The organism is Hydrogenophaga sp. (assembly GCF_036675665.1).
Classification (GTDB): domain Bacteria; phylum Pseudomonadota; class Gammaproteobacteria; order Burkholderiales; family Burkholderiaceae_C; genus Hydrogenophaga.
The window spans coordinates 1-22626 of sequence record NZ_JAKFEO010000021.1 but is presented as its reverse complement, the minus strand read 5'-3'; the positions used below and the strand labels follow the sequence as shown (position 1 = coordinate 22626).

The 22626-nt window shown below is 65.2% G+C and carries 22 protein-coding genes; 7 read left to right on the top strand and 15 right to left on the bottom strand.

Going from position 1 to position 22626, the window contains the following annotated elements:
* Both V6M63_RS09635 and V6M63_RS09630 read right to left on the bottom strand, forming a co-directional pair.
* Positions 1 to 1303, bottom strand: a 1303-nt coding sequence (locus V6M63_RS09635) for a Cache 3/Cache 2 fusion domain-containing protein (protein WP_332741365.1), incomplete at its 3' end; no start/stop codon positions are given.
* A gap of 41 nt (positions 1304 to 1344) precedes the next feature.
* Positions 1345 to 1872, bottom strand: coding sequence for a chemotaxis protein CheW (locus V6M63_RS09630; RefSeq protein ID WP_200959343.1), 528 nt, complete (start codon positions 1870 to 1872; stop codon positions 1345 to 1347).
* A gap of 211 nt (positions 1873 to 2083) precedes the next feature.
* Between V6M63_RS09630 and V6M63_RS09625 the strand changes: the two genes are divergently transcribed.
* The gene (locus tag V6M63_RS09625) at positions 2084 to 2764 is read left to right on the top strand and encodes a transglutaminase family protein (protein WP_332741364.1); all 681 of its coding nucleotides are present in this window, start codon (positions 2084 to 2086) and stop codon (positions 2762 to 2764) included.
* 22 nt (positions 2765 to 2786) lie between these two features.
* On the opposite strand, the gene metW is transcribed toward V6M63_RS09625, so the two are convergent.
* Together metW and metX are read right to left on the bottom strand one after the other, a co-directional pair.
* Positions 2787 to 3368 (bottom strand): methionine biosynthesis protein MetW, encoded by a 582-nt coding sequence (metW, locus tag V6M63_RS09620; protein ID WP_332741363.1) that lies wholly within the window; start codon positions 3366 to 3368, stop codon positions 2787 to 2789.
* Positions 3365 to 4534 (bottom strand): homoserine O-succinyltransferase MetX, encoded by a 1170-nt coding sequence (gene metX, locus V6M63_RS09615; protein ID WP_332741362.1) that lies wholly within the window; start codon positions 4532 to 4534, stop codon positions 3365 to 3367. Before metX ends, metW begins: the two co-directional genes overlap by 4 nt.
* Before the next feature lie 423 nt (positions 4535 to 4957).
* Here metX and V6M63_RS09610 point away from each other — a divergent pair, with 423 nt between their 5' ends.
* Complete coding sequence (locus tag V6M63_RS09610) at positions 4958 to 5380, top strand: RNA recognition motif domain-containing protein (protein ID WP_056270777.1); 423 nt, start codon at positions 4958 to 4960, stop codon at positions 5378 to 5380.
* A gap of 115 nt (positions 5381 to 5495) precedes the next feature.
* On the opposite strand, the gene V6M63_RS09605 is transcribed toward V6M63_RS09610, so the two are convergent.
* The 4 genes from V6M63_RS09605 to V6M63_RS09590 are packed head-to-tail and all read right to left on the bottom strand — an operon-like array spanning position 5496 to position 8554.
* Positions 5496 to 6308: an SDR family oxidoreductase gene (locus V6M63_RS09605; RefSeq protein ID WP_332741361.1), complete on the bottom strand. Its 813-nt coding sequence runs from the start codon at positions 6306 to 6308 to the stop codon at positions 5496 to 5498.
* A 15-nt stretch (positions 6309 to 6323) separates the two neighbouring features.
* Positions 6324 to 6995 carry an LPS export ABC transporter periplasmic protein LptC gene (gene lptC, locus V6M63_RS09600; RefSeq protein WP_332741360.1) on the bottom strand — a complete coding sequence of 224 codons (672 nt, stop codon included), beginning with the start codon at positions 6993 to 6995 and terminating at the stop codon, positions 6324 to 6326.
* Positions 6992 to 7555, bottom strand: coding sequence for a KdsC family phosphatase (locus tag V6M63_RS09595; RefSeq protein ID WP_332741359.1), 564 nt, complete (start codon positions 7553 to 7555; stop codon positions 6992 to 6994). The genes lptC and V6M63_RS09595 overlap by 4 nt, the downstream gene beginning before the upstream one ends.
* The gene (locus tag V6M63_RS09590; RefSeq protein ID WP_442909566.1) at positions 7556 to 8554 is read right to left on the bottom strand and encodes a KpsF/GutQ family sugar-phosphate isomerase; all 999 of its coding nucleotides are present in this window, start codon (positions 8552 to 8554) and stop codon (positions 7556 to 7558) included.
* A 72-nt stretch (positions 8555 to 8626) separates the two neighbouring features.
* Here V6M63_RS09590 and V6M63_RS09585 point away from each other — a divergent pair, with 72 nt between their 5' ends.
* Both V6M63_RS09585 and V6M63_RS09580 read left to right on the top strand, forming a co-directional pair.
* Positions 8627 to 10612 carry a cation:proton antiporter domain-containing protein gene (locus V6M63_RS09585; RefSeq protein WP_332741357.1) on the top strand — a complete coding sequence of 662 codons (1986 nt, stop codon included), beginning with the start codon at positions 8627 to 8629 and terminating at the stop codon, positions 10610 to 10612.
* 64 nt (positions 10613 to 10676) lie between these two features.
* A complete protein-coding gene (locus V6M63_RS09580) occupies positions 10677 to 11222 on the top strand; it encodes an adenine phosphoribosyltransferase (protein WP_332741356.1) in 546 nt (181 codons plus the stop codon).
* A gap of 18 nt (positions 11223 to 11240) precedes the next feature.
* Here V6M63_RS09580 and V6M63_RS09575 read toward each other — a convergent pair whose 3' ends face one another.
* The 7 genes from V6M63_RS09575 to rpmH form a co-directional block, all read right to left on the bottom strand.
* Positions 11241 to 11891, bottom strand: coding sequence for a hypothetical protein (locus V6M63_RS09575; protein WP_332741355.1), 651 nt, complete (start codon positions 11889 to 11891; stop codon positions 11241 to 11243).
* Between the two features lie 110 nt (positions 11892 to 12001).
* Entirely contained in the window at positions 12002 to 12493 is a 492-nt protein-coding gene (locus tag V6M63_RS09570; RefSeq protein ID WP_332741354.1) for a Crp/Fnr family transcriptional regulator, read from the bottom strand.
* Positions 12494 to 12599: 106 nt separating this feature from the next.
* The gene (mnmE, locus tag V6M63_RS09565; protein ID WP_332741353.1) at positions 12600 to 13994 is read right to left on the bottom strand and encodes a tRNA uridine-5-carboxymethylaminomethyl(34) synthesis GTPase MnmE; all 1395 of its coding nucleotides are present in this window, start codon (positions 13992 to 13994) and stop codon (positions 12600 to 12602) included.
* Between the two features lie 150 nt (positions 13995 to 14144).
* Positions 14145 to 15854: a membrane protein insertase YidC gene (gene yidC, locus V6M63_RS09560; protein WP_332741352.1), complete on the bottom strand. Its 1710-nt coding sequence runs from the start codon at positions 15852 to 15854 to the stop codon at positions 14145 to 14147.
* Complete coding sequence (gene yidD, locus V6M63_RS09555) at positions 15851 to 16138, bottom strand: membrane protein insertion efficiency factor YidD (RefSeq protein ID WP_332741351.1); 288 nt, start codon at positions 16136 to 16138, stop codon at positions 15851 to 15853. The genes yidC and yidD overlap by 4 nt, the downstream gene beginning before the upstream one ends.
* Positions 16128 to 16547, bottom strand: a complete 420-nt coding sequence (locus V6M63_RS09550) for a ribonuclease P protein component (RefSeq protein ID WP_332741350.1) — start codon at positions 16545 to 16547, stop codon at positions 16128 to 16130. The genes yidD and V6M63_RS09550 overlap by 11 nt, the downstream gene beginning before the upstream one ends.
* Before the next feature lie 80 nt (positions 16548 to 16627).
* Complete coding sequence (gene rpmH, locus V6M63_RS09545) at positions 16628 to 16762, bottom strand: 50S ribosomal protein L34 (RefSeq protein ID WP_006299042.1); 135 nt, start codon at positions 16760 to 16762, stop codon at positions 16628 to 16630.
* Between the two features lie 224 nt (positions 16763 to 16986).
* Here rpmH and dnaA point away from each other — a divergent pair, with 224 nt between their 5' ends.
* The 3 genes from dnaA (at position 16987) to gyrB (ending at position 22373) form a co-directional block, all read left to right on the top strand.
* Positions 16987 to 18405 (top strand): chromosomal replication initiator protein DnaA, encoded by a 1419-nt coding sequence (gene dnaA, locus V6M63_RS09540; RefSeq protein ID WP_056270747.1) that lies wholly within the window; start codon positions 16987 to 16989, stop codon positions 18403 to 18405.
* Between the two features lie 162 nt (positions 18406 to 18567).
* Positions 18568 to 19674, top strand: coding sequence for a DNA polymerase III subunit beta (dnaN, locus tag V6M63_RS09535; RefSeq protein ID WP_056270743.1), 1107 nt, complete (start codon positions 18568 to 18570; stop codon positions 19672 to 19674).
* Between the two features lie 80 nt (positions 19675 to 19754).
* Positions 19755 to 22373 (top strand): DNA topoisomerase (ATP-hydrolyzing) subunit B, encoded by a 2619-nt coding sequence (gene gyrB, locus V6M63_RS09530; RefSeq protein ID WP_332741349.1) that lies wholly within the window; start codon positions 19755 to 19757, stop codon positions 22371 to 22373.
* The last annotated feature ends 253 nt before the right edge of the window (positions 22374 to 22626 follow it).

The window sequence follows — 22626 nt, the reverse complement described above, 5'->3', positions numbered from 1 at the left end:
GCTCCATCGAGGCCGCCGTCTCTTCCAGGTTGCTCGCCGCCTGCTCCGTGCGCGCGCTCAGGTCCTGGTTGCCCGAGGCAATCTCGTACGAAGCCGTGTTGATGCTGTCGGTGGCGCTGCGCAGCTCGCGCATCATGCCGAGGAAGCGCTGGCGCATGGTTTCGACCTCGCGCACCAGGCGGCCGATCTCGTCGCTGCGGCTGGACTGGAAGACCTGGCTCAGGTCGCCCTGCGCCACCGTGGTCACGGCCGACGTCAATTGAGCCAGCGGCTGGCTCACGTTGCGGCGCACCATGAAGAAGAGGCCCACGCCCAGCGCCACGGTGGCCGCGGCCAGCAGGGCCCAGAAGGCATACATGGTGCGCCAGTGGCTGGCCATGGCCTCGGCGTCGGACACCTCGGCCACGACCCACCAGCCGCCCGCCTTGGCCTCGCGCTTGGCGACCCAGGGGCGCTCGATACTGGCATCGAACAAGGGAATGGCGTCGCGCACGAAAACGTCAGGACCCGCGCGCAGCGCGGTGAGCATGGCATCGGCGCCGGGATTGACTTCCAGCACCTTCTTGCCCGCGGCCGTGGGATGGGACACGAAAACCGCCTCGGCGTTGGACGCGCGCGGGTCGATCAAGTAGGTACCACCGCTGTCGAAAAAGCGTGTATCGGCCACCAGCTTGTCCAGCGAGGCCTGGAAGTCGGCCACGTCAAAACCGATGAACACGATGCCCACCACCTTGCCGGCTTCGTCCCTGACCGGCTCGTAGTGCGTCATGTAGGGCTTGCCGAACAGCACGGCACGGCCGGTGTAGGGCTTGCCCTCGAGCATCAGGGCATGTGCCGGGTGGGTGCGCACCAGCACCGTGCCGATGGCGCGTTCACCGTTTTCCTTTTTCAGCGAGGTGCTGATGCGCTCGAAATCATCGCCCTTGCGCATGAAGATGGTCGCCACGCCGCCGTTGATGCGGTTGAAGGTATCGACCTCGGAGAAATCGTTGTTGAGCAACATGCCCCAGCTCTTGAGCATGCCGGCCTGTTCGTCGAGTTCGAACTTCTCGCCGAATTTCTGGCGGAAAGGCTTGAAAGCGCGCTCCGCCATCAGGCGGGCGGTGGCGTCGAAAGCATCGACCGAACCGGCCACGGACGAGGCCTTGTCACCCGCCCACTCCACCATGCGGTCGCGCGAGGACGACTCGGCCATCAGGGACATGGCCCCGCTGATCAGCGCAAGCACGGTGGCGAGCATGACCACGGCCAGCAAGGCCACGCGGCGCGCCACGGAGGTTTGTCGGTTGGAGCTTGGTTTCATGGGGGTTGTCTCCTCTTCTGGGTGCGAGCGGCGTGTGGGGCTTATTGAAGGGCCTGGGTGCTGTCCATCAGCCCCATGTCGGTGCTCGACATGAGGGCTTCGATGTCCATCAGGATCAACATGCGCTCGCCCACACTGGCGATGCCGGTGATGAAGCTGGTGTCCACATTGGTGTTCATCTCGGGAGCGGGCTTGATCAGCTCGCCGGCGAGTTCCAGCACGTCGGACACCGAGTCGACCACCGCACCGACGACGCGGCCGCGCACGTTGAGCACGATCACGACCGTGAAGCCGTTGTATTCCACCTTGTCGCAGCCCAGCTTGATGCGCAGGTCCACCACCGGCACGATGACCCCGCGCAGGTTGACCACGCCCTTGATGAACGAGGGCGCGTTGGCGATGCGGGTGGGCTCTTCGTACGAGCGGATCTCCTGAACGCGCAGGATGTCGATGCCGTATTCCTCACCACCCAGGCGAAAGGTCAGGAATTCGGCGCTGGCCTTTTGTGCGGCCGCTGCGCGGGCGCTGTCGTGGCGAGCGATGTGATTGGCTTCGTTGCGCATGTCCATGGAATGGGTCCTCGGTTTTCGGGTTGGTCCATGGAATATCGGCCAGCCAGGCGCAGGCTGAAGTCGGAAAAAAGTGGACAAAGCCTGTCCATTCCCGCCGCTTGCACGCCAACCCAGTACTTAAGTACACAAAACGCCATCACAGTGGGCCCACGGGCCGTTTGTCTCGAACGTGTCGGCGGGGCACGAGCTCCTCTGCTACTTTGAGCCCATGCAAGTGAACCACCCCCAACCCGAGCACCTGTCCCCCACCCAGGCCATCAACAGCGACCACGCGGCCATCGTTTCCTTTGCGCAAGCGCATGCGCTGGGCAGCCGTGCGCGTGACCAGGCGGTGTCGCTCTACCTCGCCGTGCGCGACCAGGTGCGCTACGACCCCTACCGCATCGACCTCTCCGACCACGGCATGACCGCCAGCACCGTGCTGGCACAGGGCTTCGGCTGGTGTGTGCCCAAGGCGGTGTTGCTGGCGGCGGTGGCGCGCGCGGCGGGCATCCCCGCGCGCTTGGGTTTTGCCGATGTGAAGAACCACCTGTCCACCGAAAAGCTGCGCCAGACCATGAAGACCGATGTGTTCGTCTGGCACGGGTACACCGAGTTGTGGATCGACGGTGCCTGGCGCAAGGCCACGCCGGCCTTCAACCTCGAGTTGTGCGACAAGTTCGGCCTGCTGCCGCTGGAGTTCGACGGCGTGCACGATTCGCTCTACCACGCATTCGACCGCGCAGGCCGCCAGCACATGGAGTACGTGAAGGAACGCGGCAGCTTCAACGATCTGCCGCTGGCGCAGATCCGGACAGTGTTCGCCGAGGTTTACCCCGCCATGAACGCGGGCCATCCGATCACTGGCGACTTTGCGGCGGACGCGGCGCGCGAGGCTGGCCGCGCCTGAACAGCGCTGGCGGGGGTGTGGGTCAGGTGCTGAAACGGAACACTGCCGTGCTGGCCATGAGGTTGGGCCAGCGGTGCACTTCTTCCCCTTCGTGCAGACCGAAGCTCTTCTCGATGGTCAGGCCGTTGCGCCGTGCCAGCACCTCGAAGTCGGCATGCGTGCCCACGCGGATGTTGGGCGTGTCGTACCACTGAAAGGGCAGGCGCTTGGTCACCGGCATGCGTCCCTGCACCACCGCCAGCCGGTTGGGCCAGTGGGCGAAGTTGGGGAACGCCACCACGCCGATGCGGCCCACGCGCGCGGTCTCGCGCAGCATGGTCTCGGCGTTGCGCAGGTGTTGCAGCGTGTCGATCTGCAGCACCACGTCAAAAGCGTTGTCACCAAAGGTGCTCAACCCGTCTTCCAGGTTGAGCTGCAGCACATTGACACCGCGGCGCACGCAGGCCAGCACCTTGGCATCGTCGATCTCCACACCGTAGCCGCTGCAACCGCGTGTGGTCTGCAGGTGGGCCAGCATGGCCCCGTCGCCGCAGCCCAGGTCGAGCACGCGCGAGCCGGATGGAACGAGCCGGGCGATGGATTCCATGATGGCCTGCTCGCTCATGCCTGACCTCCCGCGATGGTCTGGTCGAAGTAGGCGCGCACCGCGTTGAGATAGCGCGGGTCGTCGAGCAGGAAGGCGTCGTGCCCATGCGGCGCGTCGATTTCGGCGTAACTCACGTCGCGCCGGTTTTCCAGCAGCGCCTTGACGATTTCGCGGCTGCGCTTGGGCGAAAACCGCCAGTCGGTGGTGAAGCTGATCAGCAGGAACCTGGCCGTGGCCTTGGAAAGCGCCGCGCTCAGGCTGCCGCCATGCTCTCGCGCGGGGTCGAAGTAGTCGAGCGCGCGGGTGATGAGCAGGTAGGTGTTCGCATCGAAGTACTCACTGAACTTGTCGCCCTGGTAGCGCAGGTAGCTCTCGATCTGGAACTCCACGTCCTGCGTGGTGTAGCGGTAGGCCAGCTCGGCCGCGGCCGTGGGGTCACCCTCGTCGATGGAACGCAGGCTTCGCCCGAACTTCTCGTTCATCACGTCGTCGCTGAGGTAGGTGATGTGCCCGATCATGCGGGCGATGCGCAGGCCGCGCCGTGGCAGGGTGCCGTGCTTGAGGTAGTGCCCGCCGTGGAAATCGGGGTCGGTCACGATGGCGCGCCGCGCCACCTCGTTGAAGGCGATGTTCTCGGCCGTGAGGTTGGGCGCACTGGCGACCACCACCGCATGGCGCACGCGCTCCGGGTACTGCAGCGTCCAGGCCAGCGTCTGCATGCCGCCCAGACTCCCGCCCATCACGGCCGCCAGGGTCTGTATCCCCATGGCATCGAGCAGGCGGGCCTGCGCGTCCACCCAGTCTTCCACCGTCACCACGGGGAAGTCCGCGCCCCAGGGTGCTCCGGTGGCCGGGTTGGTGTGCGTGGGGCCGGTGGAGCCGAAACACGAGCCCAGGTTGTTGACGCCGATCACGAAGAAGCGTTCGGTGTCCACCGGCTTGCCGGGCCCGATCATGTTGTCCCACCAGCCCTCGCTGCGCGCGACCGGCCGGCCCTGTCCGTCGGCATGCCAGCCCGCCACATGGTGCGAAGCGTTGAGGGCGTGGCAGATGAGCACCGCGTTGGAACGCTCCGCATTGAGCGTGCCGTAGGTTTCCACCACCAATTCGTAGGCGGGCAAGGCAGCGCCGCTGCGCAGCGGCAGTGGCTCGGTGAACCGGAACGTTTGGGGCGTGACGATCAATCTGGTGTCCTGTGGGCGGCGCGCGCCCGAAAAAAATCCCGATGCCGCCAAGAGCGAGACCGGGATGCTGGACCAGGAGTCTCTTCTTTAGCGGCATTTTTAGAGCGCCCGCAATTCGGATCAAATCGGCGCTGTGAGCGCGAAGTATAGATTGAAGCATCGTCCCGATGCGAGCCCGAAGGCAGGGCACATACCCACGTCCCGGGCCGTGAAGGGTTTGTTGTAAAGCCGCGTCGACGTCAATGGGGGCCGCAGCGTCCTGAAAAATAGTTACTGTTTGCGGGACATTGCGCGCATAATCCTCTGGCGAGCGTCCAAGGCGCTCGTTTTGACAAGTGATCGGTCGGTTTCGCGTGCTACAGGTTTTTGTGTGCTAACGGGGCTCCATCGCTATTTTTCTCAGTGTTCTTAGGAGTCCCGACCATGGGCAACAAACTGTACGTTGGCAATCTGCCATACACCGTTCGCGACGAAGACCTCCAACAAGCCTTCAGCGCTTACGGCTCGGTCAACAGCGCCAAAGTCATGATGGAGCGCGATACCGGTCGTTCCAAAGGTTTCGGCTTTGTCGAAATGGGCAACGATGCCGAAGCGCAAGCCGCTGTTGAAGGCATGAACGGCCAATCCCTGGGCGGTCGCAGCCTGGTGGTGAACGAAGCCCGTCCAATGGAAGCCCGTCCTCCCCGCACCGGTGGCGGCGGCTTCGGCGGCGGCCGCAGTGGCGGCGGCGGCTTTGGTGGTGGTGGCGGCAGCGACGGCGGCTTCCGCAGCCCCTACGGTGGTGGCGGCGGTGGCGGTGGCCGTCGTGAAGGTGGCGGCGGCGGCGGTGGCCGTGGCGGCTACTGATAGCCCTCGATCAGCTTGATTCGGTGAGCCCTCGGGTTCGCTGATCAGCCCCAAGAAAAAAGCCCTGCGGCATGGCCTCAGGGCTTTTTTCATGGGCGCTCCGGAAGCCGCCGGATCAAGCCCCGCTTTTGACTTCGCCCTGCCTGTGCTTGCGTGCCCGACCTGACAAGACCCGATCGAACAAGGCGTTGGGCAGCAGGCGCAGCAATTTGGCCACCACGCCCATCTGCCAAGGAATCACGCGGTAGCTCACGCCGGCGACGATGGCGTCAAAGGCGCGGTCGGCAAAGGTCTCGGGGCTCAGCAAAAACGGCATGGCGTAGCGGTTTTCGCGGGTCAGCGGTGTGTCGACGTAGCCCGGCACAACGGTCACGACCGCCACGCCGCTGCCACGCATTTCTCCGCGCAGGCTCTCGCAGTACGCCACCACCGCGGCTTTGCTGGCGCAGTAGGCACCGTGCCCCGGCAACCCCCGGATGGCCGCCACGCTGGCAATGCCCACCAGCGCGCCACTGCCGCGCGCGACCATGGCCGCCACGAATGGGTGAAAGGTGGCGGCCATGCCGGTGTTGTTCAGTGCAAAGGTACGGGCCATCACGTCCAGGTCGTCCCGTTCGGTGGTGTCCATGCCGATGCTCACGCCTGCATTGGCGATGACGACGTCGGGCACGCCCTGGGCTTCCAGGCAGGCGAGGCCAGCGGCCACGATGCTGTCGATGGCGGACACATCGGCGCCGTACACACGACAACGATCGGCATCCCATCCGTTGGCGTCGGCAAAGGCTTGCATCTCGGCGGTGCGCCGCGCCACCAATGCCAGCCGGTAGCCAGCGCGGGCAAATCGGGCGGCCAACGCCTGGCCGATGCCGCTGGATGCGCCGGTGATGAAGGCGAGCGGGGCCGCTGGGTGGTCTGGTGGCATGGTCATGGGAGTGCGGGCAGTTCAGCGGGGCATCAGTTGGACTTTCACCCGGCCTTTGAAATCGGCCACGCCGGCGTCGCCCCGGTAGTCGAGCGTGTCCGCCACCAGCCGGTCGGTGCCGCGCAGCAGCACCACCGGCTTGTCGGAAACGACACGCTCCGGGTCGACGAAGACCTTGAGGTACTCGCCCTGGAATTCGAGCCGGGGCAAAACTTCGCCATTCGGTCCGACGGCAGCTTCGCGCACCACCACCGCATGGCCTTCGAGGATGAACTGGCTGTTGTCGGCGTTGGTGGTCACCAACTTCGCGCTGGCCACCGTGGGTCGGCCTTCGGGGCCGATGTTGCGGATGCGCGCGTTGTCGATCTCGATGCGGTCGTCGTCGGGGTGGTGACGCGCCTCGTCGCCCACCACCTCGGACTTGAGCGCGCCGGTGAGGTCGAACGCCTTGACCGAAAAACCGCGCATGAAGTAGTCGGGTTCGCTGCTCACGGGCCGCTCGGCCTGGGGCGCCTCGGGCGTCGGGGTGGCACGCAGCAACCAATACGAGGCCAGTGCGAGCAGACCCATGAGCAGCATGGGCAGGTAAATGGAGAGGCGGTCCAGGAGCTTGGGCTTGCGGCGGCGCGGGCGGGCGGCCGGCTCGGTGAGGTCGATGGTGTCCAGGAAATCCAGCGGATCGGACGTGCTCATCGGGCGGCCGCCTCCAGTTCGCGGGCATAGACACCGCTGGCCACGAGCAGCAGGTCGCACAGGTCGCGCACGGCGCCGGCGCCCGGCAGCCGGATGGTGACATGGTGGGCCACGGCCAGCACCTCGGCGTGGGCGGTGGACGGCGCGCAGGCCAGAGCCGCGCGCCGCATCATGGGCAGATCGGGCCAGTCGTCGCCCATGGCCGCGGCGGCCGACCAGTTCAGGCCCAGTTCGGCCAGGATCTCTTCGGCGGCCGGGCGCTTGTCTTCGGTGCCAAAACGCGCGTGCGCCACACCCAGCGCCTTCAGGCGCGCACGCAGGGCCGCCGAGTCGCGTCCCGTGACCACGGCGGGCGTGATGCCGGCGCGTTGCAGCAGCTTGATGCCGTGACCGTCGAGCGTGTGAAAACGCTTGAGCGCTTCGCCCGACTCGCTGAAAAACAGACCGCCGTCGGTGAGCACGCCGTCCACATCGAAGAACACCACGCGGATGCCCTGCGCCTGCAGCAGCAGTTCGGGTGCGAAGTTCAAGGCCGGGCGCAGGGCGGGCAGGGCATTCATTCAGATCACTTTCGATCGCATCAGGTCGTTGGCGTTGAGCGCTCCGATGAGTGCACCGGCCTCGTCCACCACGAGCACGCTGGTGATGCGGTTGGCTTCCATCAAGTCAGCGGCCTCCACGGCGAGCGCGTCGGCGCGCACGGTGCGCGGGTTGGGGTGCATCACGTCGATCGCGCGCAGGGTGCGCAGGTCGGCGCTGCTGCCGGTCTTCTCGATCAGGCGGCGCAGATCGCCGTCGGTGAAGATGCCGCGCACGCGGTCGTCGGCATCCACCACGGCGCTCATGCCAAGCCCTTTGGCGCTGATGACACCCATCAGTTCCATCAGGCTGGCCTCGGGACCGACGCGCGGCACGTCGGCGCCGCTGCGCATGACGTCGCTCACGTGCGTGAGCAGCTTGCGCCCGAGCGCGCCACCGGGGTGCGACCTGGCAAAGTCGTCGGCCTTGAAGCCGCGCGCGTCGAGCAGAGCCACGGCAAGTGCGTCGCCCATGGCGAGTTGCGCGGTGGTGCTGGCGGTGGGTGCGAGGTTGTGTGGGCAGGCTTCCTTGTCGACCGAGCTGTCGAGCACGGCCAGGGCATGGCGACCGAGCGTGGAGTCGGGTCGACCGGTGAGTGCGATCAAGGGCACGCCCATGCGCTTGATGAGCGGCAGGATCGCGGTGAGCTCTTCGCTTTCGCCGCTGTTGCTGATGCCCAGCACCACATCGGCGGAGGTGATCATGCCCAGGTCGCCATGGCTGGCTTCGGCCGGGTGCACGAACATGGCCGGCGTGCCGGTGGATGCCAGCGTGGCGGCAATCTTGCGGCCGATGTGGCCGCTCTTGCCCATGCCCATGACCACCACGCGCCCTCGGCAATCCAGCATGCTGGCCACCGCGGTGGCAAAGGAATCGCCCATGCGCACGGCCATGGCCGTGACGGCCTGGGCTTCGATGCTCAGCGTTTCCTGGGCCATCGCCAGGGCGCGGGCGGCGTCAAAAGTGGTGGGCAAGGTCATGCGGCTCATTATCGCCGTGGGCCTCGTGGCAGCGCCCCATGCGGATACACCGCTCGCCGTTAACATGCCTGCATGACCTCTCTCGATCTCGCCCTGCTGTACCTGCTGGCATCCGTATTGGGCGTGGTCGGGTGCCGGCTGCTGCGGCTGCCACCGATGCTGGGCTACCTGGTGGTGGGTGTGCTGATCGGCCCCAACGCGCTGGCACTGACGCAGGACTCCAGCGCCATCCGCTACCTCGCGGAGTTCGGCGTGGTGTTCCTCATGTTCGTCATCGGGCTCGAGTTCAGCCTGCCCAAACTGCGCGCCATGAAACGGTTGGTGTTCGGGCTGGGCCTGTCGCAGGTGGTGCTCACGGTGCTGATCACCACCCTGGCCTCCATGGCGCTCACGCTGTTCCTGCCCGCCTGGTGGGACATCAGCTGGCAAACCGCGCTGGCGCTCGGCGGCGTGATGGCCATGAGCAGCACGGCCATCGTGATCAAGCTGGTGGCCGAGCGCATCGAGCTGGAATCCGAACACGGCAAACGGGTACTGGGCATTCTGCTGTTCCAGGACCTGGCCGTGGTGCCCTTGCTGGTGATCATTCCCGCGCTGGCGGCCGATCCCGAGGATCTGCTGATTGCGCTGGGGTGGGCCACTCTGAAGGCGGTGCTGTTGCTGGGCCTGCTGCTCACCGGTGGACAAAAGGTGATGCGCTGGTGGCTCACGCTGGTGGCGCGACGCAAGAGCGACGAGCTGTTCATGCTCAACCTCTTGCTCATCACCCTGGGGCTGGCGTGGCTGACAGAGCACGCCGGCCTGTCGCTCGCGCTGGGTGCGTTTGTGGCCGGCATGCTCATTTCAGAGACCGAGTTCAAGCACCAGGTGGAGACCGACATCCGCCCGTTCCACGACGTCTTGCTGGGCCTGTTCTTCATCACCATCGGCATGATGCTGGACTGGCGCATGGTGTTCGACCGCTGGGAGCTGGTGCTTCTGCTGCTCACGCTCTCGCTGATGTTCAAGCTGGCGCTCATCACCGGGCTCACGCGCGCGTTCGGCGCGCCCATGGGCGTGGCGCTGCGCACCGGTCTGTACCTCGCGCAGGCGGGTGAATTCGGTCTGGTGTTGCTCACGCTGGCGGGCAACAACAACCTGATTCCCCCGGCACTGTTCAACCCGATCCTGGCATCCATGGTGCTGTCGATGCTGGCCACGCCGTTCGTGATCATGTATGCCAACACCATCGTCACGCGTCTGGTGGGCAGCGACTGGCTGATGCAGTCGGTGCAGATGACCAGCATCGCGCGCAAGGCCATCAACGCCGACAAGCACGTGATCATTTGCGGCTACGGGCGCTGCGGGCAAAACCTGGCCCGCCTGCTCGAGGCCGAACGCATTCCCTACATGGCGCTCGATCTCGACCCGGACCGTGTGCGCCAGGCCGCAGCCGCCGGCCACTCGGTGGTGTTTGGCGACGCTGCCCGGCTGCAGGCGCTCATGGCGGCCGGCCTGCACCGCGCCAGCGCCGTGGTGGTCACCTACCTCGACACGCCCAGTGCGCTCAAGGTGTTGCGCCACACGCACGCGCAAGCGGTGAATGTGCCGGTGGTGGTGCGCACGGTGGACGACGTGGACCTGGAAAAGCTGCGCGCGGCGGGCGCCACCGAGGTGGTACCGGAAGCCATCGAAGCCAGCCTGATGCTGGCCAGCCATGCCCTGGCGCTGGTGGGCGTGCCCATGCGCCGCGTGATCCGGGTGGTGCAGGACCAGCGCGATGCGCGCTACAACCTGCTGAAGGGCTACTTTCACGGCGCCGACGACGACGGCGCCGACGAGCTCGATCACGAGCGGCTCAACACGGTCACACTGCCACCCGCCGGGCGCACCGTGGGCAAGACGTTGGAGAGCCTGGCCCTGCACGCCGTGGGTGTGCGGGTGGTGAGCTTGCGCCACGCCAGCGGCATGCCTGCGCCGCTGACCGACGACACCGTGCTGCAGGGAGGCGACACGCTGGTCATCAGCGGCAAGGCACCGGCCCTCGCGCTGGCCGAAGACAAGCTGCTGTCGGGTTGAAGGCCCGGCCACCCGACGGGTGCGCCCAGTCAATAATGGGCGCCTCCCCCAAGCCCTGATCTCAATGGACACCTCCGCCTACCTCAAAGCCCACATCCGTACGGTGCCCGACTGGCCGGCGCCCGGCGTTCAGTTCCGCGACATCACGCCGCTGCTGCAAGACCCGAAGGTGTTCCGCGTGCTGATCGACGCCTTCGTGCACCGCTACATGGATCCGGCCCTCAAACCCACCGTGGTGGCCGGGCTCGACGCACGGGGCTTCATCATCGGTTCGGTGTTGGCCTACGAGCTGGGTGTGGGCTTTGTGCCGATCCGCAAGAAGGGCAAGCTGCCCTTCACCACCGTCGAAGAAACCTACGAACTGGAGTACGGGAGCGCCACGGTGGAGCTGCACACCGATGCGGTGAAAGCCGGTGACAAGGTGGTGCTCATCGACGACCTGATTGCCACCGGCGGCACCATGATGGCGGGGTGGCGCCTGCTGGAGAAGCTGGGTGCCGAGGTGATGGAGGGTGCCGCCATCGTGGACCTGCCCGAACTCGGCGGCTCGCGGAAACTGCGGGAATCGGGTCTTGCGCTGTTCACCCTGATCGACTTTGCCGGGCACTGAGCCCCGATCATGGCCGGGTCAGAGTTTGCCGTGCTGCGTGTCGCTGAGCGCAGCGAAGTCGCTGTGCGATTCGGGAATGGGCAGCTTCGCTTCTTCGGGTGAGGGATACGCAGGTTTGGCTGCGCTCTGAAGCACGGCTCGAAACGCATCCACCTCGTCCGCACCCAAGGCCTGCATCGGCGTGTGCGAGGACTGGATGTTGGGTTTGGGAATGGCGGTGGGATTGAACATCTCGGCGTCCCGACGGGTCTGTACGGAAACAGCCGCACGCAACGCCACACCGACCTGATCTTGAGCCGCACGGCGGCGCCAGTACACCGAGCGCACGCGCATGCCGTGGCGAGCCTTGGCGCTTTGCTGGATCCAGTTTTCGATCTCGAGCAGGTACTCGTCGGGCATGCCTTCGGCAGGCAACGCCAGATCGACCAGCACCAGGAAACAATCGCCGTTGGCGTCCAGCGTGAGCACCTTGAACTCGTAGCTGGTGGAGAGCACCCCCGCGCGGATGAGCGACTCGCGGACCACACCGAACAATTGTTCGCGCCGCAGGATGCGACGACCCTTGCGCGGCGAGATCAGTGGCAGCGTGGTCTGGCTGAACGACTGGCGCGCGCGCGCCAGTCGGCCCTTGCCCGATGCGTTGGTTTTCTTGGCATGGAGCCAGCTCATGAAGGACATGGTCAAAGTGTGCACGAGGCGTTCTGCTGAAGTGGTCTGAGTGGGGACATGAATCCGGCGCTGCTTCTGCTCAAGCTCCACAAACACGTGGCCCGTGGTCATCAGGTGACGGCCACCCGTTTGGGCTTGTTGTACATGCGCCGAGCGAGCACGGCGGACATGGACACCGTCAGTTCCAGGGCGATCTCGGGATGGCGAAGGCAGAGCTCGCGAAAACGCAGCGGCGTCATGCACCAGAGACGGCAGTCGCTGCCGGCGTGAACCGTGGCGCTGCGCGGAAGATGGCTGAAGAATGCCCCTTCGCCCAGCAGCGAGCCCGAGCCCACCACCGCGATGCGCACACGCTCCTTGTCGTCTTCGTAGTGCACGGTCAACGTACCGCTCTCGACGAAATACACCGTGCGGTCCTTCACCCCCTGCTCGATCAGGACCTGACCTTGCTGCAACGCGACGGGCTGCAGGTAGTTGGCCAGCAACGGCCACTGGTTGTCCGTGAGGTTCAGAGGTACCGCATCCAGCGCGCTGCTGTGCCGCATGGACTGGGCCAGGCCACTGATGTCGAAGCGCAAAGATGTCGGAGGTGTGACATGCATCACATCAAGATACCCGCCCCCCGTACCCCCGCGCAAGCTGTAATTACCCGTGCTTACAACTGTGCCGCCAAGCGGCATTCGCAGCGTCCCGGGCGGTGCCGCCGGTCTACTTTCCGATGCAGAAACGCGAAAAGATTTCGCCCAGCAAATCGTCGGCGGTGAACTCGCCGGTGATCTCTCCGAGCGCTTGCTGGGCCAGGCGCAGCTCTTCGGCCAGCAGGTCCAGATGCTCGGCCTGCGCCACGAGCAGACCATCGGCCAGCAGCAGGTGCTCGTCCACACGCTGCAATGCCTGCAGGTGGCGCGCACGCGCCATGAACAGGCCGTCGCCCGGTTGCTGCCAGCCCGCCAGCGCCAGCAGGCGCCGGCGCAATTCCTCCAGGCCCTCGCCCCGCTTGGCTGAAATGGCCAGCCCGCCCTGCAGGTCGGAGCGCGCCGAGGGGCTCTGGTCAAGCTTGTTCCACACGTGCAGCACGGGCACGCCGGTCGGCACGGCCTGGGCCAGGCTGGCGGCAATCACGGCATCGGCGCTTTGGTAGGCGACCGTGTCGGTGCGGGTCAGGTCGTGCAGGAACAGCACCACGTCAGCCTCGCGGATCTGGCCCCAGGCGCGCTCGATGCCGATCTTCTCCACCTCGTCCACATCGGGGCTGTCGCGCAGGCCGGCGGTGTCGACCACGTGCAGCGGCACGCCCTCGATCTGGATCGTCTGCTGCACCACGTCACGCGTGGTACCCGCCACGGGCGTGACGATGGCGAGCTCGGCCCCGGCGAGCGCATTGAGCAGCGAGCTCTTGCCCGCGTTGGGTTGACCCGCGATCACCACTTGCAGACCGTCGCGCAGCAGCGCGCCCTGCCTGGCCTGCGCCTGCACACCCGCCAGCGCCTCGCGCAGCCGCCGCAGTTGCCCGGCGGCATCGGCCTTTTGCAGAAAGTCGATGTCCTCTTCGGGGAAATCCAGGGTGGCCTCGACCAGCATGCGCAGGTTCACCAAGGCGTCGCGCAGGCCGTGAATGCGGCCCGAGAACACCCCGGCGAGCGAGCGCGACGCGCTGCGTGCCGCCGCCTCGGTGCTCGCATCGATGAGGTCGGCCACGGCCTCGGCCTGCGCCAGATCGAGCTTGTCGTTGAGGAAGGCGCGTTCGGTGAATTCACCCGGGCGGGCCGTGCGCAGCGCGCTCAGGGTCTCGCGCCCCACTTCCAGGCAACGTGCCAGCAGCAACTGCAGCACCACCGGCCCGCCATGGCCTTGCAGTTCGAGCACGTCTTCACCGGTGTAGGAATGCGGGCCGGGAAACCACAAGGCCAGACCGTGGTCGATCGGCTGACCCACTGCATCGGCGAACGGCAAATAGGTCGCCTCCCGCGGCTTCAACACCCGTCCCAGCAAGCCCTGCACGAACGGCTCCATCCCCCGCCCCGACACCCGAACGATGCCCACGCCACCCCTTCCGGGCGCGGTGGCAATGGCAACGATGGGATCACGAGAGGCTGCGAGCATGAAGAGGGAGCATAAAAGACAAAAGGCCCGCAATACGCGGGCCCGTGCCGGAGAAAGAAGTCCCAACCCGAGATGTCGAGGGTCCGGCTCCGCCGGCCCAAGACATCGTCCCCCCTTCAGGGGGGAAGCCGCGTCAGTGGCGCAGGGGGGTTACGCCCGGAAGTTCGGCATGCTGAACTTCAGCGGCACACCCATGCGCTTGTTGATGAAGGACTGTTGCGCGATGGTCAGCACGTTGTTCGTGATCCAGTACAGCACCAGGCCGGACGGGAAGAAGAAGAACATGACCGAGAACATCAGCGGCATCAGCCACATCAGCTTGGCCTGCAGCGGATCGGGTGGCAGCGGGTTGAGCGCGGTCTGGATCATGGTGGTCACGGCCATCACCAGCGGGAGGATGAAGTACGGATCGGGCGAGGACAGGTCGGTGATCCAGGCCATCCAGGGTGCGTTGCGCATCTCCACGCTGGAGAGCAGCACCCAGTACAACGCGATGAACACCGGGATCTGGATCAGGATCGGGAAGCAGCCACCCAGCGGGTTGACCTTTTCTTCCCGGTACATCTTCATCATTTCCTGCTGCATGCCCTGCGGGTTGCCCTTGAGGCGCTCGCGCATTTCCATGATGCGGGGGTTGATCTTCTTCATCTTCGCCATGCTGCGGTAGGCGCTGGCGTTGAGCCAGTAGAACGCGGCCTTGATCAGCACCACCAGCAGCACGATGGACCAACCCCAGTTGGCCACGAAGCCGTGGATCTTTTCCAGCAGCCAGTACAGCGGCTTGGCCAGGATCGTCAGCCAGCCGTAGTCCTTCACCAGTTCCAGACCGGGAGCGATCGTCTCCAGCACCTTTTCTTCTTGCGGCCCGACGAACAGGCGCGCCTGCACGCTCTGCGTCTGGCCGGGCTCGATGACCGGCAGGTTGGTGATGCTGCCCACAGCGAACAGCTTGTCGTCCACCTTGCGGGCGAAGTTGTCGCGCGCCACGCCTTCGCCCAGCAGCCAGGCCGAAGCAAAGTAGTGCTGCACCATGGCCACATAGCCGTCGGTGCTGGACTTGACGTACAGGTCTTCCTTCTTCTTCTCGATGTCGGCGAACTCGACCTTCTGGTACTTCTTCTCGTTGGTGTAGACGGCAGGGCCGGTGAAGGTGGAATAGAAGGGCGTTTCGCTGCTGAGCTTGCTGCCGTCGCGCACCAGTTGCAGGTAGAGCTGCGGACTCACGGCCTGGGTACCGAGGTTTTGCACCTCGTGCTTCACGGCGATGTCGTAGTGGCCGCGCGTGAGGGTGTAGGTCTTGACCAGCTTCACGCCGCCCACATCGGCCGACTCGAAGCGCACCTGCAACTCGTTCTGGCCATCGGCCAGCGCGGTCTCGGAAGTCACGAGGTTCATCGGGGTTTTGTGCGTGGGGAACGAGCCACCGATCAGGCCGGTCTGGGCCACATAGATGCGGTCATTGCCCTGGGTCAGCAGGGTGAACGGCTGTTCGCTCTGGTCCTTGCTTTGCTGCGTGGCTTCAGCGTGTTTCAGCAGCTCGGCGCCAATCAGCGATCCGCCCTCGGTGTTGAAGACCAGCTTGAACACGTCGGTGGTCACCACATGGCGTGCGGCGACCGGGCTGGGTGCGCCAGCCGGCGCTTCACCCGGTGCGCTGGTGGTGGCCGATGACGGCACGGCCACGGCGGTGGGCACGCTGGCGTCGGCGGCCGGAGCCGAGGTGCTGGCCGGTGCACCCACCTGTGCCGAGCCGGGGAAAAAGGTGGGCTTGTGCCCGTTGTGGATCTGCCATTTGTCCCAGATCAGGACCATGGACAAACCAAACACCACCCACAGGATGGACCGACGGATGTCATTCATGACGCGTTCTTCTTTGCTGAGGAGGGTGAAATCAGACGGGAAAAGAGGGCGGGCCGGGACTCCGGCACCGGATCGAAGCCCCCTTCGCACCAGGGATGACAGCGCGCCAGCCGCGCGACCGTGAGGTAGGCGCCTGCCGCGGCACCGTGCTGCTCCAGCGCGCCGATGGCGTACACCGAACACGAGGGCTCAAATCGGCAACCGTTGCCCAACGACGGACTCAAGAGCAGCCGGTAGCCTTTGACGAGACCCACCAATGCCTGGCGTGGCCAGTCAGACCACATCACGGGCCTCCAGGGGCGCGACGGCCTTCGGCAACATGGCGCGCGACAACAACTGCTCCAGCTCCAGGCGCACGGCGCGTTTGAGTGCGTCGGACGTGGCGCTCACGAATTGCTTGCGGCTGAATTCGCTGCGCAAGCGCACCACCCAGGCAGCCTGCGGCAAGGCGGCAGGCTGGTGCCGCGCCACTTCGTAGATCTGGCGGCGGATGGCATTGCGCGTGACAGCGCGGCGTGCCCAGCGCTTGGGCAGCAGGACACCCAGCCAGGCATCGGCCACGGGAAACAACGGTTTGCCCTCGACGACAACGTCAAGAGCCGCGCGATGCAAAGCGAAGTGAGGAGTCTTGGCCACAGGCGCTCCGGCCATGACGGCCTGGAACTGCTGACGGGACCGCAGGCGCTGGGTCACGGCACAACCGCCAACATCGGGCGGCCGGCGGGCCGGGCACAGGGACGCCGGCACACCATGCGCCAAGTCAACGCGCCGACTCAGACAGCCAGACGCTTGCGGCCTTTGGCGCGGCGGGCGTTGATCACAGCACGGCCGCCACGGGTCTTCATGCGAACGAGAAAACCGTGGGTGCGGGCGCGACGGATCTTGGAAGGCTGGTAGGTGCGTTTCATGGTGGTCTCTTACAAATCGGGAAAACCCGCAATTATCGCAAAGAAAACCCAGGTGCGGCAAGCACTTGGCCTTATATGCAGACGATCCACTTCAGGAACGTCACCCGTCGCCCTGGCCGGAGCTTCCCGCCGACCGGCTTGTGGATAAGTCACGCACACGCCTACAATGACCGGCTGGCCCTGCGTCATTTGTCCACAACCACAACAACATCGCCAATCCCAGCATGATCGAGGGCCTCCCCCCCAGCGCGTCCCTGTCTTCCGGCAACGCCGACCCCCTTTCCCTGTGGTCGGCCTGCATGGATCGGCTCTCCCAGGACATCCCGGAACAGCAGTTCAACACCTGGATCCGCCCCCTCTCGGCCACCGTGGCGCCCGACGTCTCCCGGGTGATCGTGTCGGTGGCCAACCGGTTCAAGCTGGACTGGATCCGCACCCAATACGCCGCCCGCATCACCGCCTTGCTGGAGGCCATTCAGGGTGCCCCAGTGGTGTTGGAGTTGGTGCTTGCTCCGCGTGAAGGCCCCAGCCGCACGTCACCAGCACCACGCACTGCGCAAGAGTTGGTGCTCGCCGAGCTGCCCGATCTCGCGCCTCCCGAAGTGACGGCACCGAGCGGGCCGAAGACGCGTCTGAACCCGGCGCTGGCGTTTTCCACCCTGGTGGAGGGCTCGGCCAACCGCATGGCGCGAGCCGCCGCCATGCACGTGGCGGGCAGCCTGGGCCAGCTCTACAACCCGCTGTTCATCTACGGCGGCGTCGGCCTGGGCAAGACCCACCTGGTGCACGCCATCGGCAACCACCTGCTGGCCGATCGTCCACAGGCCAAGGTTCTCTACATCCACGCCGAGCAGTTTGTGTCGGATGTGGTCAAGGCTTACCAGCGCAAAACCTTCGACGAGTTCAAGGAGCGTTACCACTCGCTGGACCTGCTGCTCATCGACGACGTGCAGTTCTTTGCCAACAAGGAGCGCACGCAGGAAGAATTCTTCAACGCCTTCGAAGCGCTGCTGGCCAAGAAGAGCCACATCGTGCTGACCAGCGACACCTATCCCAAGGGCCTGGCCGACATCCACGAGCGACTGGTCTCGCGCTTCGATTCGGGCCTGACGGTGGCCATCGAGCCGCCCGAGCTGGAAATGCGCGTGGCCATCCTGATCAACAAGGCGGCGGTGGAAAACGCCGTGATGCCCGAGGAAGTGGCATTTTTCGTGGCGAAGAACGTGCGCTCCAACGTGCGTGAGCTCGAAGGCGCGCTGCGCAAGATCCTGGCGTATTCCCGCTTCAACCAGAAAGAGATCTCGATCGCGCTGGCGCGCGAGGCGCTGAAAGACCTGCTGTCGATCCAGAACCGGCAGATCAGCGTGGAGAACATCCAGAAGACCGTGGCCGACTTCTACAAGATCAAGGTGGCCGACATGTACAGCAAGAAGCGCCCGGCCAGCATTGCGCGCCCGCGCCAGATCGCCATGTTCATTGCCAAGGAACTGACCCAGAAAAGCCTGCCCGAAATTGGCGAGCTGTTTGGCGGGCGCGACCACACCACGGTGCTGCACGCGGTGCGCAAGATCGGGGCCGAACGCCAGCAGAACACCGAGCTCAACCAGCAGCTGCACGTGCTGGAACAGACGCTCAAGGGATGAGGCGCGGGCGTGAAGTGGGAGAGCCGTTCTTGAGTCGAACGGCGTTTTGCGGGACGCGCTCCCAAAACAGCGAAAATAGCGAAGATTTGGCTCCGACAAACGCAGCGCCCGCCGGGGAGGCAACCCCCGGACCACAAGCAACCAGAGACGAAAGAGTCTGACATGATCGTTTTGAAATCGACCCAGGACAAGGTTCTGGCCGCGCTGCAATCGGTGGCCGGCATCGTGGAACGGCGCCACACCCTGCCCATCCTGGCCAACGTGTTGCTTCGCAAGACCGGCTCGCAGGTGCAGCTGACCACCAGCGACCTGGAAATCCAGATCCGCACCACCGCCGAGCTCGACGGTGACAGCGGCAACTTCGCCACCACGCTGGGGGCGCGCAAGCTCATCGACATCCTGCGCACCATGCCGGGTGACCAGAGCGTGAGCCTGGAATCCAGCGCGGGCAAGCTCATCCTCAAGGGTGGCAAGAGCCGCTTCACGCTGCAGAGCATGCCGCCGGAAGACTTCCCCCTGGTGCAGGAATCGGCGAGTTTCGGCCCGGTGTTCTCGGTGCCCCAGAAAACGCTCAAGAGCCTGCTCGGCCAGGTGTCCTTCTCGATGGCGGTGCACGACATCCGCTATTACCTGAACGGCATCCTGTTCGTGGCCGAAGGCAAGCAGCTCAGCCTGGTGGCCACCGACGGCCACCGCCTGGCCTTCGCCTCCGCCACGCTGGACGTGGAAGTGCCCAAACAGGAAGTGATCCTGCCGCGCAAGACCGTGCTGGAACTGCAGCGCCTGTTGAGCGACAAGGAAGGCGCGATCGAGATGCAGTTCGCCGCCAACCAGGCCAAGTTCAGCTTCGACGGCATGGAGTTCGTCACCAAACTGGTCGAGGGCAAGTTCCCCGACTACAACCGCGTCATCCCCAAGAACCACAAGAACATCGTCACGCTCGGCCGCGTGCCGCTGCTGGCCTCGCTGCAGCGCACCGCCATCATGACGAGCGAGAAGTTCAAGGGCGTGCGCCTGAACATCGAGCCCGGCGCGCTGCGCGTGGCATCGAGCAACGCCGAGCAGGAAGAAGCGGTCGACGAACTCGACATCGACTACGGCGGCGACACGATCGAAATCGGCTTCAACGTCACCTACCTCATCGACGCACTGCAGAACATGACGCAGGAAATGGTTCGCATCGAACTGTCCGATGGCAACAGCTCGGCGCTGGTGACCAACCCCGACGACAACGCCTTCAAGTACGTTGTCATGCCGATGCGGATCTGATCCCGAGCGATCAACTCTCCCCCAAGCCCGACCCGCTGCCCAGCGGGTTTGGCCTTTCTAGCGATTGAGAAAAGTCCCCTATGTCAGAAGCCAACAAGCCCGCCGAATCCGTCAACACCGGTGCGGCCAACGCCGACAGCTCCAATTTCCAGCCCACCATCGACGCCCACCAGGTGGGTGCCAGCGAAGGCTACGGGGAAGGCTCGATCCAGATCCTGGAAGGCCTGGAAGCGGTGCGCAAGCGCCCCGGCATGTACATCGGCGACACGTCCGACGGCACCGGCCTGCACCACCTGGTGTTCGAGGTGGTCGACAACTCCATCGACGAAGCCCTGGCCGGCCACTGCGACGACATCGTGGTGACCATCCACAGCGACAACTCCATCAGCGTCACCGACAACGGCCGTGGCATTCCCACCGGCGTGAAGATGGACGACAAGCACGAGCCCAAGCGCTCGGCCTCCGAGATCGCGCTGACCGAGCTGCACGCCGGCGGCAAGTTCAACCAGAACAGCTACAAAGTCTCGGGCGGCCTGCACGGCGTCGGCGTGAGCTGCGTGAACGCGCTGAGCCAGTGGCTGCGCCTGACCGTGCGCCGCGAAGGCAAGGTGCACCAGATCGAGTTTGCGCGCGGCTTCGTGCAGAACCGCCTGCTGGAAACCACGCCCAACGGCATCGAAATCTCGCCCATGCGCGTGACCGGCCCGACCGAGAAGCGCGGCACCGAAGTGCACTTCCTGCCCGACTACGACATCTTCCGCGAGAACGCCGACTTCCACTACGAGATCCTGTCCAAGCGCCTGCGTGAACTCTCGTTCCTGAACAACGGTGTGCGCATCCGCCTGAAGGACGAGCGCAGCGGCAAGGAAGACGACTTCTCCGGCGCCGGCGGCGTCAAGGGCTTCGTCGACTTCATCAACAAGGGCAAGACCGTTCTGCACCCCAACGTGTTCCACGCGCTGGGCGACCGTGCGAGCGACCAGGGCACCAACATCGGCGTGGAAGTGGCGATGCAGTGGAACAGCGGCTACAACGAGCAGGTGCTGTGCTTCACCAACAACATCCCGCAGCGCGATGGTGGCACCCACCTCACCGGCCTGCGCGCGGCCATGACGCGGGTGATCAACAAGTACATCGACGACAACGACTTCGCCAAGAAGGCCAAGGTCGAGGTCACCGGTGACGACATGCGCGAAGGCCTGTGTTGCGTGCTGTCGGTCAAGGTGCCCGAGCCCAAGTTCAGCAGCCAGACCAAGGACAAACTGGTTTCCAGCGAAGTGCGCGGCCCGGTCGAAGACATCGTGAGCCGCCTGCTGGCCGACTACCTGCAGGAACGCCCGAACGACGCCAAGATCATCTGCGGCAAGATCGTGGACGCCGCCCGCGCCCGCGAAGCCGCGCGCAAGGCGCGCGAGATGACACGCCGCAAAGGCGTGCTCGACGGCATGGGCCTGCCCGGCAAGCTGGCCGACTGCCAGGAGAAAGACCCGGCGCTGTGCGAGATCTACATCGTCGAGGGCGACTCCGCCGGTGGCTCCGCCAAGCAGGGCCGCGACCGCAAGTTCCAGGCGATCCTGCCGCTGCGCGGCAAGATCCTGAACGTGGAGAAGGCGCGCTACGAGAAGCTGCTCACCTCCAACGAAATCCTCACACTCATCACCGCCCTGGGCACCGGCATCGGCAAGGCTGGCGGTGAAAGCGCCAACGGTGACGGCAAGGACGACTTCAACGTCGCCAAGCTGCGTTACCACCGCATCATCATCATGACCGACGCCGACGTGGACGGCGCGCACATCCGCACCCTGCTGCTCACCTTCTTCTACCGCCAGATGCCCGAGCTGGTGGAACGCGGCCACATCTACATCGCGCAGCCACCGCTCTACAAAGTGAAGGCCGGCAAGGAAGAGCTCTACCTCAAGGACGCCGCAGCGCTCGACGGTTTCCTGCTGCGCATCGCACTGAAAGACGCCAGCGTTTTCACGGGTGGTGCCACGCAGACCACGCTCAGCGGTGACACCCTGGGCGAGCTCGCGCGCAAGCACCAGATCGCCGAAAGCGTGATCGCGCGCCTGTCCAACTTCATGGACGCCGAAGCCCTGCGCTCGATCGCCGACGGCGTATCGCTTGACCTCGACAGCGTGGAGCAGGCCGAGGTCAGCGCCATCGCGCTGCAGGAGAAGCTGCGCGAGCTCACCACCACCGGCGTACCCGCCGAAGTGGCGGCCGAATTCGACGTGCGCACCGACAAGCCCATCCTGCGCATCAGCCGCCGCCACCACGGCAACATCAAGAGCAGCGTGCTCACGCAGGACTTCGTGCACGGCGCCGACTACGCAGCGCTGGCCACCGCCGCCGAAACCTTCCGCGGCCTGCTCGGCGACGGCGCCAAGGTCATGCGCGGCGAAGGCGAAAAGCAGAAGGAAGAAAAAGTGGCCGACTTCCGCGTGGCCATGCGCTGGCTCATCAGCGAAGCCGAGCGCACCACCGCGCGCCAGCGCTACAAAGGCCTGGGCGAGATGAACCCCGCCCAGCTCTGGGAAACCACCATGGACCCCACCGTGCGCCGCCTGCTGCGCGTGCAGATCGACGACGCCATCGAAGCCGACCGCGTGTTCACGATGTTGATGGGCGATGAAGTGGAGCCGCGTCGGGATTTCATCGAGGCGAATGCGCTGCGGGCTGGGAACATCGACGTTTGAGTTGTTTGTAGCGTAGGCCGCCAAAGTGACTGCTACTCCCGCCATAGTTCTGCTACTGGCGGACGGTAGTTACTACAACTGGCCTACTTCCCTAGACCCTATCGGCCGCGCCCCTTCGGCGGCTATGCAGCGATGGACTAAACCGCTTTCGCGGTAATCGCTCCGGCAGCATCGTGGTTATTCGTTCCGGCGCTGGTTCTGCCATGTTGACGGGTGAGGCAATCCGCCTCGCTCTTCGACAGGAGTTGAACCA